Below are 15,892 nucleotides of genomic sequence, written 5' to 3'. Positions count from 1 at the left end.
TGGCGCCACTCACAGGGGTCGTTAGGGTGACCACCGTGGGGAGTGCTGCCGAGCGGTGGGCGCAGCTGCAGTCCGGGCGGGGCATCCCGGCCGAGATCCTGGCGCGGGCGCCGGTGAGCCCGTGGGGGCACGACCCGGCCGACTTCACCGCGCCCGACGTCCCCGAGGACACGCCGTCGCGCGCCGCGGGCCTGGCCCTGCTCGGCACGTCGGGCACGGTCACCGACGTCGGCTGCGGTGGTGGCGACGCCGCGTTCGCCCTGGTCGGTCCCCTGACCCGGGCCACCGGCGTGGACAGCCAGCAGGACATGCTCGAGCTGTTCGAGGCCGGCGCCGACGTGCGCGGGGTGCCCGCCCGGACGGTCCTGGGCACCTGGCCGGAGGTGGCGGACGAGGCCGGCACCGCGGACGTCGTCGTGTCGCACCACGTGCTGCACAACGTCGTGGACCTGCCGCCCTTCCTCGCCGCGCTGACCGCGGCGGCCGGGCGCGGGGTCGTCGTCGAGATGCTGTCCGAGCACCCGATGGCCTGGCTCGACCCGCTCTGGCGGCGCTTCCACGACCTGGACCGGCCCGAACCCGCGACGGTCGACGACGCCGTCGCCGTGGTGCGCGAGCAGGGCCTCGAGCCGGAGGTCACCCGGTGGGAGCGGGAGCGGCCCGCGCCACGCTCGGCGGCCTGGGTCACCCGGCGGCTGTGCCTGGCGCCGGAGCACGAACCGGAGGTCGCCGCGGCCCTCGAGGACATCCCGCCGCGCCCCCGCACCGCGGCCACCCTGGTCTGGCGACCCTGAGGGCTCAGGAGATCAGGAACCAGGCGAACACCACGCCCAGCGAGTTCGTGGCCAGGTGCGCCAGCATCGGGGTGACGAGGTGCCCGCCCCAGCGCCGCCACGCGCACAACAGGATGCCGGCCGCGAAGGTCGACACGACCGCCAGCGCCGCCCGCCCGACGTCGCCCCAGTCCCCGAGCGTCGCCCCGACGGCGGCGTTCGCGCTGCTCAGGCCCAGGGAGGGCACGACGTGCCACAGCCCGAACAACGCCGATGCGACCAGCGTGCGCCGCCACCAGCCGCCGCCGACGAGCCCCGGCAGCACGGAGCGGAAGGCGACCTCCTCCAGCAGCACCGTGCCGAACGGGATGCGGACCAGGGCGGCGTAGAGCAGCACGCCCGCGCTCCCCGCGGCGCGGGTGTCCTCGAAGGCCGGGCGGGTCGCCGGCAGGGCGATCCCCACCAGGTACACCACGCCGATGATCACGACGGCGATCCCGCCGTAGACCAGCCCGCGGCCGAGGAAGCGCCGGCCCAGCCCCAGGTCGTCCCGGCCCAGGCCGCAGGCGCGGGCCAGGACCAGCAGCAGCGCCGTGACCGCGACCTTCCACGGCACCGCCCAGGCCGGCCACACGAGGCCGACCAGCACGTTGGTGGCCACGAGCAGCGCAACGGCGGCGACCAGGCCGGCCCATCGGGGGAGGACACGCCGCGGCCGGGACTGGGTGATCGTCCCGGCGGGCGGCGGCATGCCACCATCCTGCGCGAGGGTCGCACGACGTGCACCCGTGGCCCCGGCACGGACGAGGAGCGGGCATGGGCGAGACCGGTGCGGTCGCGACCGGCGCCGCACGCAACGCGTACGTCGACTTCCTGCGCGCCTTCTCGATCCTCGTCGTGGTGCTGTGGCACTGGGCCTTCACGATCCTCGTGTGGGGCCCGGACGGCCCGACGGCCACCAACCCGATCGGCTTCTTCTCCGGGCTGTGGGTGCTGACCTGGTTGTTCCAGGTGCTGCCGCTGTTCTTCTTCGTCGGCGGGTACGTCCACCTGCTGGCCTGGCACCGGGCGCGGGCCCGCGGCGAGCACCTCGGCCACTTCGTGTGGCGCAACCTGCGCAAACTGGCCGTGCCGGCGCTGGTGCTCGGCACGGTGTGGCTCGGGCTGGGTCTCGGGCTGTCCGCGGCGTTCGACCTGCACTGGCTGCTGCGGGCGGTGCTGCTGGTGATCAGCCCGCTGTGGTTCATCGGCGTGTACCTGCTGCTCATCGCCCTGATCCCGGTCTGGTTCGGGCTGCTGCGCCGGTTCGGCGTGGTCGCGGTGGTGTGGGTGGTCGGCCTCGTGGTGATCGTCGACATCCTGCGGTTCCGCGCCGGGTTCGCCGAGCCGGCCTATCTCAACCTCGTCCTCGTCTGGGGCCTCGCGTTCATGAGCGGCTTCTTCTACGAGGACCTCGTGCGGGCCCCGCGGCAGGTCGACGCGGCGCTGCTGTGGGCCGGGCTGTTCGGCCTGGTCGGCCTGGTCTTCTCGGGTCTCTACCCGGGCTCGATGGTCGGGGTGCCGGGGGAGCCGACGTCGAACATGGCGCCGCCCACCCTCTGCATCGTCGCGCTGCTGGCCTTCCAGGTGGGCGTCGCGGAGATGGTCCGCCCCGCGGTCGAACGCCGGCTGGAGCGGCCCCGGCCCCGGCGGGTCGTCGAGATCGTCAACCGCTTCGCGATGCCCGTCTTCCTCTTGCACACCACGGGCATGGCGATCGGCCGCGGGGTGACCTACGCGTGGGCAGGCCGGCTGGGGGAGCGCGAGGTCCCCGACCTGGTCTGGTGGCTGGAACGGCCGCTCCAGGTCGCCGTCTCGCTGGTCTGCACCCTGCCCGTGATCTGGCTCTTCGGTCGCTTCGGCCACCGTCGCCCGACGGTCCCGGCACCCGCCTGAGGAACGGGCGACCCTGCGCCGATAGGGTGATCGGCGCACGAGCCGGGGGTGGGCGATGAGTCTGGAGGTCCTGCTCGGCGTCGTCGCCGCCGTCCTGCTCCTCGGCGTGCTCGCCGTGCGCGTGTCCGTCCGGCTCGGGCTGCCCTCGCTGCTGCTCTACCTCGGGATCGGGATCCTGCTGGGCGAGGCGGTCCTCGGCGTGGAGTTCTCCAACGCGGAGCTCACGGAGAACCTCGGCATCGCCGCGCTGGTGCTCATCCTGGTCGAGGGCGGCCTGACCACCCGCTGGCAGGCGGTGCGGCCGTCGTTGGGGATCGGGATCGCGCTCTCGACGATCGCCGTCGTCGTCAGCATCGCCGTCACGGGTACCGCCCTGCACTACGTGCTGGGGCTGGACTGGCGGGTCGCCTTCCTCTGGGGTGCGGTCCTGTCCTCGACCGACGCCGCCGCCGTGTTCAGCGTGCTGCGCGGGGTCGGGGTCTCCCCGCGGCTGGCCGGCGCGCTGGAGCTCGAGTCCGGCATGAACGACGCCCCGGTGGTGCTCGCCGTCCTCCTCCTGGCCTCGGCCGACCCACTGACCTGGACGACCCCGTTCCTCGTCGTCTACGAGCTGGTCGCCGGGGCGCTGATCGGGCTCGGTCTCGGCTTCGCCGGCGGCTGGGCGCTGCGCCGCGCCGCCCTGCCGGCCACCGGCCTCTACCCGCTCGCCGCGCTGGCCGTGTGCGTCCTCGCCTTCGCGAGCGGGCAGTTCGCCCACGCCTCCGGTCTGCTCGCGACCTACGCCTGCGCGCTGGTCCTGGGGAACTCGCGGCTGCCGCACCGCGGGGGCGTGCTGTCCTTCGCGGAGGGCACCGGCTGGCTGGCCCAGATCGGGCTCTTCGTGCTCCTCGGGCTGTACGCCAGTCCCGCCCGGCTGGTCGACGCCGTGCTCCCGGCGGTGATCGCCGCCGGCGTGCTGCTCGTCGTCGCCCGGCCCGTGTCGGTCGTCGCGGCCGCGCTGCCGTTCCGGATGCCGTGGCGGGAGCAGGCGTTCCTGTCCTGGTCGGGGCTGCGCGGGGCGGTGCCGATCGTGCTCGCGCTGATCGCGCTGATCGAGGGGGCCCCGGGTGCGGACCGGCTGGTCGACGTCGTGTTCGTGCTCGTGGTGATCCTCACGCTGCTGCAGGGCACGACCCTGCCGTGGGTGGCGCGGCGGCTGCGGGTCGTGCGCGGGGCCGAGGCCAGGGACGTCGAGGTCGACGCCGCACCGCTCGACGAGCTGAACGCCGACCTGCTCCAGGTACGGATCCCGCCGGGCTCGAAGCTGCGCGGGGTCTACCTGCGCGAACTGCGGCTCCCGGTCGGTGCCACGGTCAGCCTCGTGGTGCGCGGCGACAAGGCCTTCACCCCCCACGGGCAGACCCGGCTGCGCGAGCACGACCAGCTGCTCGTGGTGACCACCGCCGAGGTCCGCGAGCGCGCCGAGGAGCGGCTGCGCGCCGTCGACCGGGGTGGCGCGCTGGTGCGCTGGCGCGACTCCGATCCCGGGCCCCGTCCGGACGGGCCCGGGAGGCCCGCATAATCGAGGACGTGACCGACGAGCCCACCGGACCCGCATCCCTCCCGCCGCGCCGGGTGTGGGTGCTCGCGCTCGTGGCCCCCGTCGTGCTGCTGCTGGACATCCTGACCAAGGTCGTCGCGGTCGCCACGCTGGCGGACGGTCCGCCGGTGCGGCTGCTCGGCGGGTTGGTCAACCTGGTCCTGGTCCGCAACCCGGGTGCCGCGTTCTCCATGGCGACCGGCTACACCTGGGTGCTGTCGATCATCGCCCTCGGCGTGGTCGTGGTGATCGTCCGGATCTCCCGGAAGCTGCGGTCGGTGGGCTGGGCGATCGCGCTCGGGCTCGTCCTCGGCGGCGCCCTGGGCAACCTCGTCGACCGGGTCTTCCGGGCGCCCGGGCCGCTGCAGGGCCACGTCGTCGACATCATCTCCGTGGTCGAGCCGGACGGCTCGTTCTTCCCGGTGTTCAACCTGGCCGACTCCGCCATCGTGTGCGGCGGGATCCTGCTGGTCCTGCTCGCGCTCACCGGCCGTGAGCTCGACGGGACCCGGGCGAACGCCCCGGAGCGGGAGACCGCCGGTGAGTGACGTCCGCCGGCTCCCGGTCCCCGACGGGCTCGACGGCATGCGGGTCGACGCCGGCCTGGCCAGGCTGCTGGGCCTGTCCCGGACCGTCGTCGCGACCCTCGCCGAGGACGGGATGATCGCGCTCGACGGGCGCGCCGCCGGCAAGTCGGACCGGCTCACCGCCGGCGGCTGGCTCGAGGTCGAGCTGCCCGAGCCGGAGGCCCCCGCGGCGATCACCGCACCGCCGGAGCTGGTCGGCGGGATGACCGTGCTCCACGAGGACGAGGACGTCGTCGTCGTCGACAAGCCCGTGGGGGTCGCCGCGCACCCCAGCCCGGGCTGGACCGGGCCCACCGTGATCGGCGGGCTGGCCGCGCTCGGCGTGCGGGTGTCGACCTCCGGGGCGGCCGAGCGGCAGGGGGTGGTGCACCGCCTCGACGTCGGCACGACCGGGGTGATGGTCGTCGCCAAGTCCGAGCACGCCTACTCCGTGCTCAAGCGGGCGTTCAAGGAGCGCACGGTCGACAAGCGTTACCACGCGATCGTCCAGGGACACCCCGACCCGAGCAGCGGGACCGTCGACGCGCCGATCGACCGGCACCCCAGGCACGACTACAAGTTCGCGGTGGTGGCCGGCGGCAAGCCCAGCGTCACGCACTACGACACTATCGAGGCGTTCCGTGCGGCGTCGCTGCTCGACGTCCACCTCGAGACGGGGCGTACGCACCAGATCCGGGTGCACTTCTCCGCGCTGCGGCACCCCTGCGTCGGTGACCTCACCTACGGCGCCGACCCCACGCTGGCCACGCGCCTGGGCCTGCGGCGGCAGTGGCTGCACGCCCGGTCGCTGGGCTTCGAGCACCCGGCCGACGGGCGGTGGGTCGAGTTCACCAGCGAGTACCCGCCCGATCTCGCCCGGGCCCTCGAGCAGCTGCGTGACTGAACCCGGCCGCCCCGAGGACGTCGACCGCCCCGACGACGGGGGCGGCCTGCTCACCCGTCGTGGGCGTCGGTGGCTGATCGTGACGTGCGTGCTCGCGGTGCTGGTCGCGGTGGGCTACGCGACGGCCCAGTCGCGGTCGCTGTCCGCGGGGCGCGGGCCCGCGGCGGCCCCGGGACAGGTCCGGCTCGGGCCCGATGCGGGCGAGGACGTGGCGGACTACCTCGCCCGGCTGCCCGCCACCCTGCCGGGTCCGGGCGAGCGCGCACTGGCGCTGGTCCAGCTCGACCGCGAGATCACGACGGCGGCCGCGGCCGGGCTGACCGGGTCCGCACCGGTCGCCGAGGTCGTGTTCCGGGTGCCGATCCCGCGGGTGCAGACCGCCCTGCGCTTCGAGACCCTGCCCGCCGGCGCCCCGGTCGCCGCGGCACTGGACACCGCACGGCAGCGGGCCGGCTACGCCGCGACCGCCGACGCCTCCCGGCTCACCGGCCGTCCTGCCGCGGTCGCGCGGGCGGAGGCGACGGCCTACGCCGGGCCGTGCGCCTGCGTGGTGGCGCTGGTGGTGGAGGCCGACCGCGCCGGGCTCGATGCGATGGCCGCGGCGCCCGGGGTGCGGGCGGTGGAGGCGGCCCCCGCGGGGGTCACGGCCCCCGAGCTCGCGCTCTCGCCGCTGCTGCCGGGGCAGACCACCGCCGCCACCCCCCTCCCGGACGACGGCCCCCTCCCCTCTCCCTGAGGGTGGCGGTCCCGGCCCGGTGAGGGTGGGGGTGGTGCATGCACCGCCCGGCGGGTGCCCCCGGGGCAGACACCGGAGGCCCGCCCGCGCGGCCCGATCCGGGCCCGCGACACGCCCGGCGCGGGCGACGCGCCGGCACTCCGACACGCCTCGAGGCGGTGAGCTGCGGGTTCGCGGCGGGCCCGGCGGCGGTCACGGAACTGTCGGTGCCCGGGGCTACTCTGGCCGCACCCCCGGACCCGGGGGACCCGACACCCGCCGATGCCCCGGCCACCGCCCGGCCACCGCCCGGTCGCCGGCCGTGCACCCGGACGCCGTACCCCGAGGGCGGCCGGGCGGCCGCCGTCGGGGCCTCGTGGGCCCGCCGCATCACCCGCGCGCGAGCGCGTGAAGGGAGTCTCGACGACCCATGGCCCCGGCGAGCGGGAACAGCAGTGTCGACTAAGGCCGACTCCTTCGTCCACCTCCACACGCACACCGAGTTCTCCATGCTCGACGGTGCGGCCCGGCTCGACGACCTCTTCGCCGAGGCCGCGCGGATGGAGATGCCCGCGCTGGCGATGACGGACCACGGGAACGTCTACGGGGCGTACGAGTTCTGGAAGAAGGCCAACGCGGCCGGGATCAAGCCGATCATCGGCATGGAGGGCTACCTCGCCCCGGGCTCGCGGCACGAGCGCAAGCGGGCCACTCTCGGCACGAACGGCGCGACGTCGGACAACCCCGACCTCATGTACACCCACATGACGCTGCTGGCCGAGAACACGGAGGGGATGCACAACCTCTTCCGGCTCTCCAGCCTGGCCAGCCTCGAGGGCTACTACTACAAGCCCCGCATGGACCGGGAGCTGCTGGAGACCTACGGCAAGGGGATCATCGCGACCACCGGCTGCCCGTCCGGCGAGGTCGCCCGGCTGCTGCAGCAGGACCGTTTCGACGACGCGTGCCAGGCCGCGTCGGACTACCGGGACATCTTCGGGAAGGACAACTTCTTCTGCGAGTTGATGGACCACGGGATCGAGATCGAGAAGCGGGTCCAGGAGGACCTCTTCGCGCTGAAGAAGAAGCTCGACCTGCCCGGGCTGGCCACCAACGACCTGCACTACACCTACCCGGACGACACGAAGCCGCACGAGGTGCTGCTCTGCGTGCAGACCGGGAAGACGCTCGCCGACCCGAACCGCTTCAAGTTCGACGCGCAGGACTTCTACCTCAAGTCCGCGCAGGAGATGCGGGCCCAGTGGGACCCGATCCACCCCGAGGCCTGCGACAACACGCTGCTGGTCGCCGAGCGGGTGGACGTCTCGTTCGGTCACCAGGACCTGATGCCGCGCGCGCCCGTGCCCGAGGGGGAGACGGAGGAGTCCTGGCTGATCAAGGAGGTCGAGCGGGGGCTGCACAAGCGCTTCCCGAACGGCGTCACCGAGCAGTACCGCCGCCAGGCCGAGTACGAGCTCGGCGTGATCATCCAGATGGGCTTCCCCGGGTACTTCCTGGTCACCGCGGACCTCATCCAGCACGCCAAGTCCGTCGGCATCCGGTGCGGCCCCGGCCGCGGCTCCGCGGCGGGCTCGCTCATCGCGTACGCGCTCGAGATCACCGACCTGGACCCGATCCGGCACAAGCTGATCTTCGAGCGCTTCCTCAACCCCGAGCGCATCTCCATGCCGGACATCGACATGGACTTCGACGAGCGCCGGCGCGGCGAGATGATCCGCTACACCACGGAGAAGTACGGCGAGGACCGGATCGCCCAGATCATCACGTACTCCACGATCAAGGCGAAGGCCGCGATCAAGGACTCCGCGCGCGTGCTGTTCGGCCAGCCCGGCTACTCCGTGGCCGACCGGATCTCCAAGGCCATGCCGCCGGCCGTCATGGGCAAGGACATCCCGCTGTCCGGGATCTTCGACCCGGGCCACAAGCGGTACGCCGAGGCCACCGAGGTCCGCGCGCTGTACGAGGCGGACCCCCAGGTCCGGGAGATCATCGACACCGCGCGGGGCCTCGAGGGCCTGAAGCGGCAGTGGGGCGTGCACGCCGCGGGCGTGATCATGTCCAGCACGCCGCTGATCGACGTCATCCCGATCCAGCGCCGCGAGGCGGACGGCGCCATCATCACGCAGTTCGACATGGGCGTCTGCGAGACGCTCGGGCTGCTGAAGATGGACTTCCTCGGCCTGCGCAACCTCACGATCATCGACGACGCACTGGAGAACATCGAGCTCAACGGCAAGCCGAAGCTCGAGATCGAGACCGTCGAGCTGGACGACCCGAAGACCTACGACCTGCTCGCCCGGGGGGACACGCTGGGCGTGTTCCAGCTGGACGGCGGGCCGATGCGGGACCTGCTGCGGCGGATGGCGCCCACCGAGTTCGACGACATCTCCGCCGTCGGCGCGCTCTACCGGCCGGGCCCGATGGGCGCGAACGCGCACAACGACTACGCGGACCGCAAGAACGGGCGGCAAGAGGTCACGCCCATCCACCCGGAGCTGGCGGAGCCGCTCAAGGACATCCTCGGCGAGACCTACGGCCTGATCGTCTACCAGGAACAGGTCATGGCGATCGCCCAGAAGCTCGCGGGCTACTCGCTCGGCAAGGCGGATCTGCTCCGCCGCGCGATGGGCAAGAAGAAGAAGGAGATCCTGGACAAGGAGTACGCCGGCTTCGCCCAGGGCATGAAGGACCACGGGTACTCCGAGGACGCGGTCAAGACGCTCTGGGACATCCTGCTGCCCTTCTCCGACTACGCCTTCAACCGCGCGCACTCCGCCGCGTACGGCGTCGTCTCCTACTGGACCGCGTACCTCAAGGCGAACTACCCCGCCGAGTACATGGCCGCGGTGCTCACCTCGGTCCGGGACGACAAGGACAAGGCCGCGGTCTACCTGGCCGAGTGCCGCCGGCTGGGGATCAAGGTCCTGCCGCCGGACGTCAACGAGTCGGTCCGCAACTTCGCCCCGGTCGGCGCGGACATCCGCTTCGGCCTGGGCGCGATCCGCAACGTCGGCTACAACGTGGTCGACGCGATCGTCGCCGCGCGCAAGGAGAAGGGCGACTTCACCGACTTCTCCGACTTCCTGCGCAAGGTCGACGCGGTGGTCTGCAACAAGAAGGTCATCGAGTCGCTGGTCAAGGCCGGTGCGTTCGACTCGCTCGGCCACTCGCGCAAGGGTCTGCTGCTCGTCCACGCGGACGCGATCGACGCCGTCATGAGCAGCAAGAAGGCCGCGTCGATGGGCCAGTTCGACCTCTTCGGCTCCCTCGACGGCAGCGGGGGCGACTCCGCCGGAGACCCCGCCCTCGGCTCCCTCTTCGACGTCAAGGTGCCCGAGGACGAGTGGGACACCAAGCACAAGCTCGCCGTCGAGCGGGAGATGCTGGGCCTCTACGTCTCCGGTCATCCGCTCGACGGCGTGGAGCAGGCGCTCTCGGCCAAGGCGGACACGCCGATCCAGTCGATCCTGGAGGGCACGGTCGGCGAGGGCGCGCAGGTCACCGTCGGCGGCATCCTCGCAGGCGTCAACCGCCGGGTGAACAAGAACGGCGAGCCCTGGGCGTCGGCCCAGATCGAGGACCTCGCCGGTGGCATCGAGGTGCTGTTCTTCCCGCGGGCCTACCAGGTGGTGGGGGTCGACGTGGCGGAGGACGCGATCGTGCTGGTCAAGGCCCGGGTGAACAAGCGGGACGACCGGGTGTCGCTGATCGCCAACGACCTCGCCGTCCCGGAGCTGCAGGCCGCGGGAGAGGCCGGCCTGCCGGTCAAGGTCAGCCTGCGCACCGAGCTGTGCACCCCCGAGCGGGTCGCGCAGCTCAAGGAGGTGCTCAGCCACCACCCCGGCACGTCCGAGGTGCACCTCGCGCTGGTCTACGGCTCGAAGATCACCCACTGGAAGCTCGCCGACACGCTCAAGGTCACCAACACGCCCGCGCTGATGGGCGACCTCAAGGCCCTGCTCGGGCCCGGTTGCCTCGGCTGACCAGCCGACGGCGAACGGCGCTCTCGCTCCCCCGGGTGGAGCGGGAGCGCCGTTCGCGGGGCGTGCGCTCCTGCCCTCGCTGCACCGGGGAACGCGGTCAGTCGGCGCGGTGCACCAGCGAGCGCCAGTGCGCCCGGGCCTGGCGCTGCCAACGGTGGTGCAGTGCGTCGAACAGCGCGGCGGCGCGGGTGCCCGCCCACTGGTCGGGCAGCAGCTCGGCCGGGAGCTCGGGGTCCAGGAAGGGGAAGCGCCGCCAGGCGTGCACGAGCAGGACCTGGTGGGTGAGCACGTCGGCCGGGTCGACGGGGGCGGCGTCGGCGAACTCGGCGAGGAACTCCTCGTACTCGCGCTCGACGGCGGCGAGGTCCCAGGCCTGGGCCACGACGGCGGCCTGCTCGCCGATCCGGCCGAAGGGGCCGACGAACGAGCTGGTCACGGCCTCGAGCCCGAGGTCGGCGACCACGTCCGCCGCCTCCGCCTCCTTCGCCGGGTCGGGGGAGACCCAGACGCCGGGGGCGGGTGAGCCGAGGCCCGCCCAGGCCAGGCGGGTGCGCAACCGGTGCCGCAGCTGCCGGCGCGACTCGGGGACGCTCACGAGTAGGACGAGCCACCGGCCGTCCCAGGCCGGGGCGGGGTTGCCGAAGGAGTAGATGCGCTCCGCACCGGCCGAGAGCAGCTCGCGCCCGGCGCCGGTGAGCGTCCAGCGCACCCGGCGCCCGGCGCGGTCCGAGCTGACCAGGCCCTCCGCCGCGGTCCGGGCGAGGGCCTGCCGCGCCGACTTGCTCTCCACGCCGAGCCCGGCGAGCACGTCGATCAGCACCTGGGTCCAGACCGGCTCGTCCCGCGGCAGCACGAACTCGCCCAGCAGGGTCAGCAGCAGCGAACGCGCGCTCGTCTGGCCGAGGCCGCGGCGGCGGGACAGGACCGGATGGGGGCCCTCGGGATCCCCGGCGTCGGCGCCCCCCGGACCGACATCCGTGCTGGCTTCGGCGGACATGGTCGGGTCAGGATAGTGCCCCGGATCGTGCGCCCCGCGGACGGCGGGAGGGGACGTAGGGTCCCCGCGTGACCGCCGAGTCCCGGACCCCCGCCGCCGACCTGCTCGCCACCGACCGGGCGCATGTCTGGCACCCGTACGCCCCGATGCCGGCGGCCGTGGACCCCGTGCCGATCACCGGCGCGCAGGGCGTGCGGCTGACCACCGCCGACGGCCGGGACCTGGTCGACGGCATGTCGTCCTGGTGGGCGGCGATCCACGGCTACCGGCACCCGGTCCTCGACGCCGCGGTCACGGACCAGCTGGGCCGGATGAGCCACGTGATGTTCGGCGGGCTCACCCACGGCCCGGCGGTGGAGCTGGCCCGGCTGCTGGTCGAGATCACTCCCGGCCCGCTGCAGCACGTGTTCCTGGCCGACTCCGGCTCGGTCTCGGTCGAGGTCGCGATCAAGATGGCGCTGCAGTACCAGCGCTCGCGCGGCCGGACGGCGAAGCACCGCCTGCTGACCTGGCGCGGCGGCTACCACGGCGACACCTTCGGCGCGATGAGCGTCTGCGACCCGGACGGCGGCATGCACTCCCTGTGGCGGGACGTGCTGCCGCAGCAGGTGTTCGTCGGCGCCCCGCCGCGCGAGTTCTCCCACGAGTACGTGGCCGAGTTGGCGGAGGCGGTCGAGCGGCACGCGGACGAGCTCGCCGCGGTGATCGTGGAGCCGGTGGTGCAGGGCGCCGGGGGCATGCGTTTCCACGATCCGCGCTACCTGCACGTGCTGCGCGAGCTCTGCCTGGCCCACGACGTGCTGCTGGTGTTCGACGAGATCGCCACGGGGTTCGGCCGCACCGGCGAGCTGTTCGCGGCCGACCACGCCGGGGTCTCGCCGGACGTCATGTGCGTCGGGAAGGCGCTGACGGGCGGCTACGTGACCATGGCGGCGGCGCTGTGCACCACGGAGGTGGCCCACGGGATCACCGAGGGCGAGGCCGGGGTGCTGATGCACGGGCCCACGTTCATGGGGAACCCGCTCGCGTCGGCGGTGGCGCTGGCGTCGACCCGGCTGCTGCTCGACCAGGACTGGCGCGGCCGCGTCCGCCGGATCGAGGCGGGGCTGACGAACGGGCTCGCGCCGCTGCGGCGGGCACCGGGTGTGACCGACGTGCGGGTCCTCGGTGCCGTCGGGGTCGTCCAGCTGGATCACGGGGTCGACATGGCCGCCGCGACCGCCGCGGCCCTCGAGGCGGGGGTGTGGCTGCGCCCGTTCCGGGACCTCGTCTACACGATGCCGCCGTTCGTCTGCGACGACGCCGACCTTGCGCGGTTGACGGAGGGGGTCGCCGCCGTCGTCGCCGCGGCGTGACCCGCAGCTCACGTCGGGATCACCCGGTCGGTGCTTCTGTGGCGCCACCCGTCGTGATCCATCCTATCGGGGTCGGACGGTCGCCGGGACGGAGGGTGCGGCACACCGCGCAGCACGTGCCGTCCCTCGGACGGGGCGTTGGTCCCCGATCGTGCTGGTGCTGGGCGCACCGCCACGAGCACGTCGAGTGATCGATTCAGGAGAACCGGACTTTCGGGCACGGACCGTCGGGAACCAGACAGGGCGCTCGTTCGATGGCTGGGTGGACTCGCCACCGTGGGGAGTTCGCCGCACGGCCGCACCGCCGCACTCGTGCGCCCCCAGCCAGATCGATCCCTGACCGGAGGACCCGACGTGCCGGACCAGAACCCGGGCACCGCCCTCGCCGGGCCTGCCCCCGACCGCTCCCCGGCGCCGGCGCCTCGCCGGCCCCGCCTCGATCCCCGGACCCTGCGCGCCGACCTCGGTGCCTCGGTCGTGGTGTTCCTGGTGGCCGTCCCGCTCTCCCTCGGCATCGCGCTCGCCTCGGGCGCGCCGATCATGGCCGGCCTGATCGCCGCCGTGGTCGGGGGCGTGGTCGCGGGCCTGCTCGGTGGCTCGCCGCTGCAGGTCAGCGGCCCGGCCGCCGGGCTGACCGTGATCGTGGCCGGCCTGGTCGACCAGTTCGGCTGGCCGGTCACCACCCTGATCACCGTGGGCGCCGGCATCCTGCAGCTCGGCTTCGGGCTGTCCCGCCTCGCCCGGTTCGCCCAGGCCATCCCGCCCGCCGTCGTGCACGGCATGCTCGCCGGCATCGGCGTCACCATCGCGCTGGCGCAGCTGCACGTCGTCCTCGGCGGCAGCGCGCAGACCGGTGCGCTCGAGAACCTCCGCGAGCTCCCGGCCCGGCTGGTGAACCTGCACGGCGGCGCGGTCCTGGTCGGGCTGGCCGCCGTCGTGATCATGATCGGCTGGCCCCGGCTGCCCGGGCCGCAGAAGTCCGTGCCGGGGGCGCTCGTCGCGGTGGGCGTGGCCACCGCGCTGAGCTTCGCGCTGTCCGGCGTGCCGCGGGTCGACCTCCCCGGGAACCTGATCGAGTCCGTGGCGCTGCCCGTGCTGCCGGGCTCCGGGCTCTGGCCCGCGGTGCTGGGCGGCATGCTCACCGTCGCGCTGGTGGCGAGCGTGGAGAGCCTGCTCTCGGCCGTCGCCGTCGACCGCATGACCCAGGACCGCGACGGCGGCGCCCGCGCGGTGCGCACCGACGCCGACCGCGAGCTGCTCGGCCAGGGCGCCGGCAACGCCGTCTCCGGCCTGCTCGGCGGTCTGCCGATCACGGGCGTGATCGTCCGGAGCTCGGCCAACGTCCGCGCCGGCGCACGGACCCGGGCCTCCGCGGTCCTGCACGGCGTGTGGATCGGGCTCTTCGGCATCGCCCTGGTGGCGGTGATCGAACTGATCCCGCTGGCGGCGCTGTCCGGGCTGCTCGTCGTCGTCGGCCTGCAGCTGGTGAAGCCCGCGGACATCCGCACCGCCCGTGCCCACGGCGAGCTGTCGCTCTACGTCGTGACCGTGCTCGGCGTGGTCTTCCTCACCCTGCTCGAGGGCGTGGCGGTCGGCCTCCTGCTCGCCGGCCTGCTCATGCTGCGCCGCGCCGTCCGCGCCCGGGTGCGCGTGCTCGAACCGACCGCTTCCACCCCGCGCCGGGTCGTCGTCGAGGGCACACTGAGCTTCCTTTCGGTGCCCGCGCTGTCCCGGGTGCTGGGCGCGGTGCCCGCCGGCGAGCCCGTCCGCGTCGACCTCGTCGTCGACTACCTCGACCACACCGCCTACGACCACCTCGAGTCCTGGACCCGGCGGCACCGCGCCGGCGGGGGCCGGGTCGAGGTGAGCGAGCCCACCGGCGCCCGCAGGGACCCGCGGCACGGCCGGTTCACCACCTGGGCCCAGTGGCGCTCGGAGCACGCCGGGCTCGCCGGGGAGGGTCCGAGCGCGCCGATGCTGGCCGGGGTGCGCGCCTACCACCGCGAGACGGCCGAGCACGTCCGGCCGACCTTCTCCGGCCTGGTCGGTGGGCAGAACCCCGCCGGGCTGCTGGTGACCTGTGCCGACTCCCGGGTACTGCCGAACATGATCACGCACAGCGGCCCCGGCGACCTGTTCACCGTGCAGAACGTCGGCAACCTCGTGCACGGCACCGGCGCGCTGGCCGCGGTCCGGTACGCCACCGCGGTGCTGCGGGTCCCGCTCGTCGCGGTGTGCGGGCACTCCGGCTGCGGGGCGATGCAGGGCCTGCTCGACGGCGTCCCCGCGGACCTGCCCGACGGCGCGCTGGGCGACTGGCTGCGCAGCGGCCGGCCCAGTGTCGAGGCGTGGCTGGCCGGCCACCCCGCGGGGCGGGCCGGGGCGGACGCCGGGTTCGCCCCACGGGACTGCCTGGCCATGGTCAACGTCGCGATGCAGCTGGACAAGCTGCGCGAGCTCGGGGTCGACGCCGAGCCGATGGGACTGTTCTTCGACATCCGCACCGCCGACGTCCTGGTCTACGACGCCGGCGCCCGCGCCTTCCGCCCGCACGACTCGGTCGACCCGGGGGCCGGAGCGCGACTGCCGGCCGCCCTGCGCGGGTAGCGGGGAACATCCGCGGAACCGGAGGTGTTGAGGCGGACATGGCAACGGTGGAACTGACGACCGACAACTTCAACGAGGTCGTGGCGGGCGACGGCACCGTGCTCGTCGACTTCTGGGCCTCCTGGTGCGGCCCCTGCCGGCAGTTCGCGCCGGTGTTCGACGAGGCGTCGGAGAAGCACCCCGACATCACCTTCGGCAAGGTCGACACCGAGGCCCAGACCCAGCTGGCCCAGGCCTTCGGCATCTCGTCGATCCCCACGCTGATGGCGGTGCGGGACGGCGTGGTCCTCTACGCGCAGCCCGGGGCGCTCCCGGCGCCGGCGCTGGAGGAGCTGATCGGCAAGGTCCAGGAGGTCGACATGGGCGAGGTCAAGGCCGAGGTGGCGCGCCAGCAGCAGGACCAGGACGGGCAGGCGGCCCAGTAGGGGTCCGTCACACCCCCGCCGGTCCTTCCGGG

The 15,892-nt window shown here is 73.7% G+C and carries 12 protein-coding genes; 10 read left to right on the top strand and 2 right to left on the bottom strand.

Annotation, left to right across the window (positions count from 1 at the left end; genetic code table 11):
* The first annotated feature begins 35 nt into the window (after positions 1-35).
* Entirely contained in the window at positions 36-794 is a 759-nt protein-coding gene (locus ACL02T_RS11350) for a class I SAM-dependent methyltransferase (protein ID WP_412830613.1), read from the top strand.
* Positions 795-798: 4 nt separating this feature from the next.
* On the opposite strand, the gene ACL02T_RS11345 is transcribed toward ACL02T_RS11350, so the two are convergent.
* Positions 799-1,524: a CPBP family intramembrane glutamic endopeptidase gene (locus tag ACL02T_RS11345; protein ID WP_412830612.1), complete on the bottom strand. Its 726-nt coding sequence runs from the start codon at positions 1,522-1,524 to the stop codon at positions 799-801.
* A 65-nt stretch (positions 1,525-1,589) separates the two neighbouring features.
* Between ACL02T_RS11345 and ACL02T_RS11340 the strand changes: the two genes are divergently transcribed.
* The 6 genes from ACL02T_RS11340 to dnaE all read left to right on the top strand — a co-directional run bounded on the left by ACL02T_RS11340 (position 1,590) and on the right by dnaE (position 10,476).
* A complete protein-coding gene (locus tag ACL02T_RS11340; RefSeq protein WP_412830611.1) occupies positions 1,590-2,708 on the top strand; it encodes an acyltransferase family protein in 1,119 nt (372 codons plus the stop codon).
* Positions 2,709-2,763: 55 nt separating this feature from the next.
* On the top strand, positions 2,764-4,269 hold the full coding sequence (locus ACL02T_RS11335) for a potassium/proton antiporter (RefSeq protein ID WP_412830610.1): 1,506 nt from the start codon (positions 2,764-2,766) through the stop codon (positions 4,267-4,269).
* Positions 4,270-4,277: 8 nt separating this feature from the next.
* Complete coding sequence (gene lspA / locus ACL02T_RS11330; protein ID WP_412830609.1) at positions 4,278-4,835, top strand: signal peptidase II; 558 nt, start codon at positions 4,278-4,280, stop codon at positions 4,833-4,835.
* Positions 4,836-4,872: 37 nt separating this feature from the next.
* Positions 4,873-5,757: an RluA family pseudouridine synthase gene (locus ACL02T_RS11325; protein ID WP_412830810.1), complete on the top strand. Its 885-nt coding sequence runs from the start codon at positions 4,873-4,875 to the stop codon at positions 5,755-5,757.
* Complete coding sequence (locus tag ACL02T_RS11320; RefSeq protein ID WP_412830608.1) at positions 5,750-6,493, top strand: hypothetical protein; 744 nt, start codon at positions 5,750-5,752, stop codon at positions 6,491-6,493. The genes ACL02T_RS11325 and ACL02T_RS11320 overlap by 8 nt, the downstream gene beginning before the upstream one ends.
* 434 nt (positions 6,494-6,927) lie before the next feature.
* Positions 6,928-10,476, top strand: coding sequence for a DNA polymerase III subunit alpha (gene dnaE / locus ACL02T_RS11315; RefSeq protein WP_412830607.1), 3,549 nt, complete (start codon positions 6,928-6,930; stop codon positions 10,474-10,476).
* Between the two features lie 97 nt (positions 10,477-10,573).
* Here dnaE and ACL02T_RS11310 read toward each other — a convergent pair whose 3' ends face one another.
* A complete protein-coding gene (locus ACL02T_RS11310) occupies positions 10,574-11,473 on the bottom strand; it encodes a PaaX family transcriptional regulator (protein WP_412830606.1) in 900 nt (299 codons plus the stop codon).
* A gap of 146 nt (positions 11,474-11,619) precedes the next feature.
* On the opposite strand from ACL02T_RS11310, the gene ACL02T_RS11305 reads away from it, so the two are divergent.
* The 3 genes from ACL02T_RS11305 (at position 11,620) to trxA (ending at position 15,860) form a co-directional block, all read left to right on the top strand.
* Positions 11,620-12,828 (top strand): adenosylmethionine--8-amino-7-oxononanoate transaminase, encoded by a 1,209-nt coding sequence (locus tag ACL02T_RS11305; protein WP_412830809.1) that lies wholly within the window; start codon positions 11,620-11,622, stop codon positions 12,826-12,828.
* A 354-nt stretch (positions 12,829-13,182) separates the two neighbouring features.
* On the top strand, positions 13,183-15,435 hold the full coding sequence (locus ACL02T_RS11300) for a SulP family inorganic anion transporter (protein WP_412830605.1): 2,253 nt from the start codon (positions 13,183-13,185) through the stop codon (positions 15,433-15,435).
* Positions 15,436-15,473: 38 nt separating this feature from the next.
* On the top strand, positions 15,474-15,860 hold the full coding sequence (gene trxA, locus ACL02T_RS11295; protein ID WP_412830604.1) for a thioredoxin: 387 nt from the start codon (positions 15,474-15,476) through the stop codon (positions 15,858-15,860).
* Positions 15,861-15,892 lie beyond the last annotated feature (32 nt).

The organism is Pseudonocardia oceanicola, from assembly GCF_047200735.1.
GTDB lineage: Bacteria > Actinomycetota > Actinomycetes > Mycobacteriales > Pseudonocardiaceae > Pseudonocardia.
This window is presented reverse-complemented; position numbering and strand designations above follow the sequence as displayed.

Coding starts and splice junctions, on each gene's coding strand:
- ACL02T_RS11335 (WP_412830610.1), top strand. CDS start 2,764: ATGAGTCTGGAGGTCCTGCTCGGCGTCGTCGCCGCCGTCCTGCTCCTC.
- trxA (WP_412830604.1), top strand. CDS start 15,474: ATGGCAACGGTGGAACTGACGACCGACAACTTCAACGAGGTCGTGGCG.
- ACL02T_RS11345 (WP_412830612.1), bottom strand. CDS start 1,524: ATGCCGCCGCCCGCCGGGACGATCACCCAGTCCCGGCCGCGGCGTGTC.
- ACL02T_RS11310 (WP_412830606.1), bottom strand. CDS start 11,473: ATGTCCGCCGAAGCCAGCACGGATGTCGGTCCGGGGGGCGCCGACGCC.
- ACL02T_RS11305 (WP_412830809.1), top strand. CDS start 11,620: ATGCCGGCGGCCGTGGACCCCGTGCCGATCACCGGCGCGCAGGGCGTG.
- ACL02T_RS11340 (WP_412830611.1), top strand. CDS start 1,590: ATGGGCGAGACCGGTGCGGTCGCGACCGGCGCCGCACGCAACGCGTAC.
- ACL02T_RS11325 (WP_412830810.1), top strand. CDS start 4,873: ATGCGGGTCGACGCCGGCCTGGCCAGGCTGCTGGGCCTGTCCCGGACC.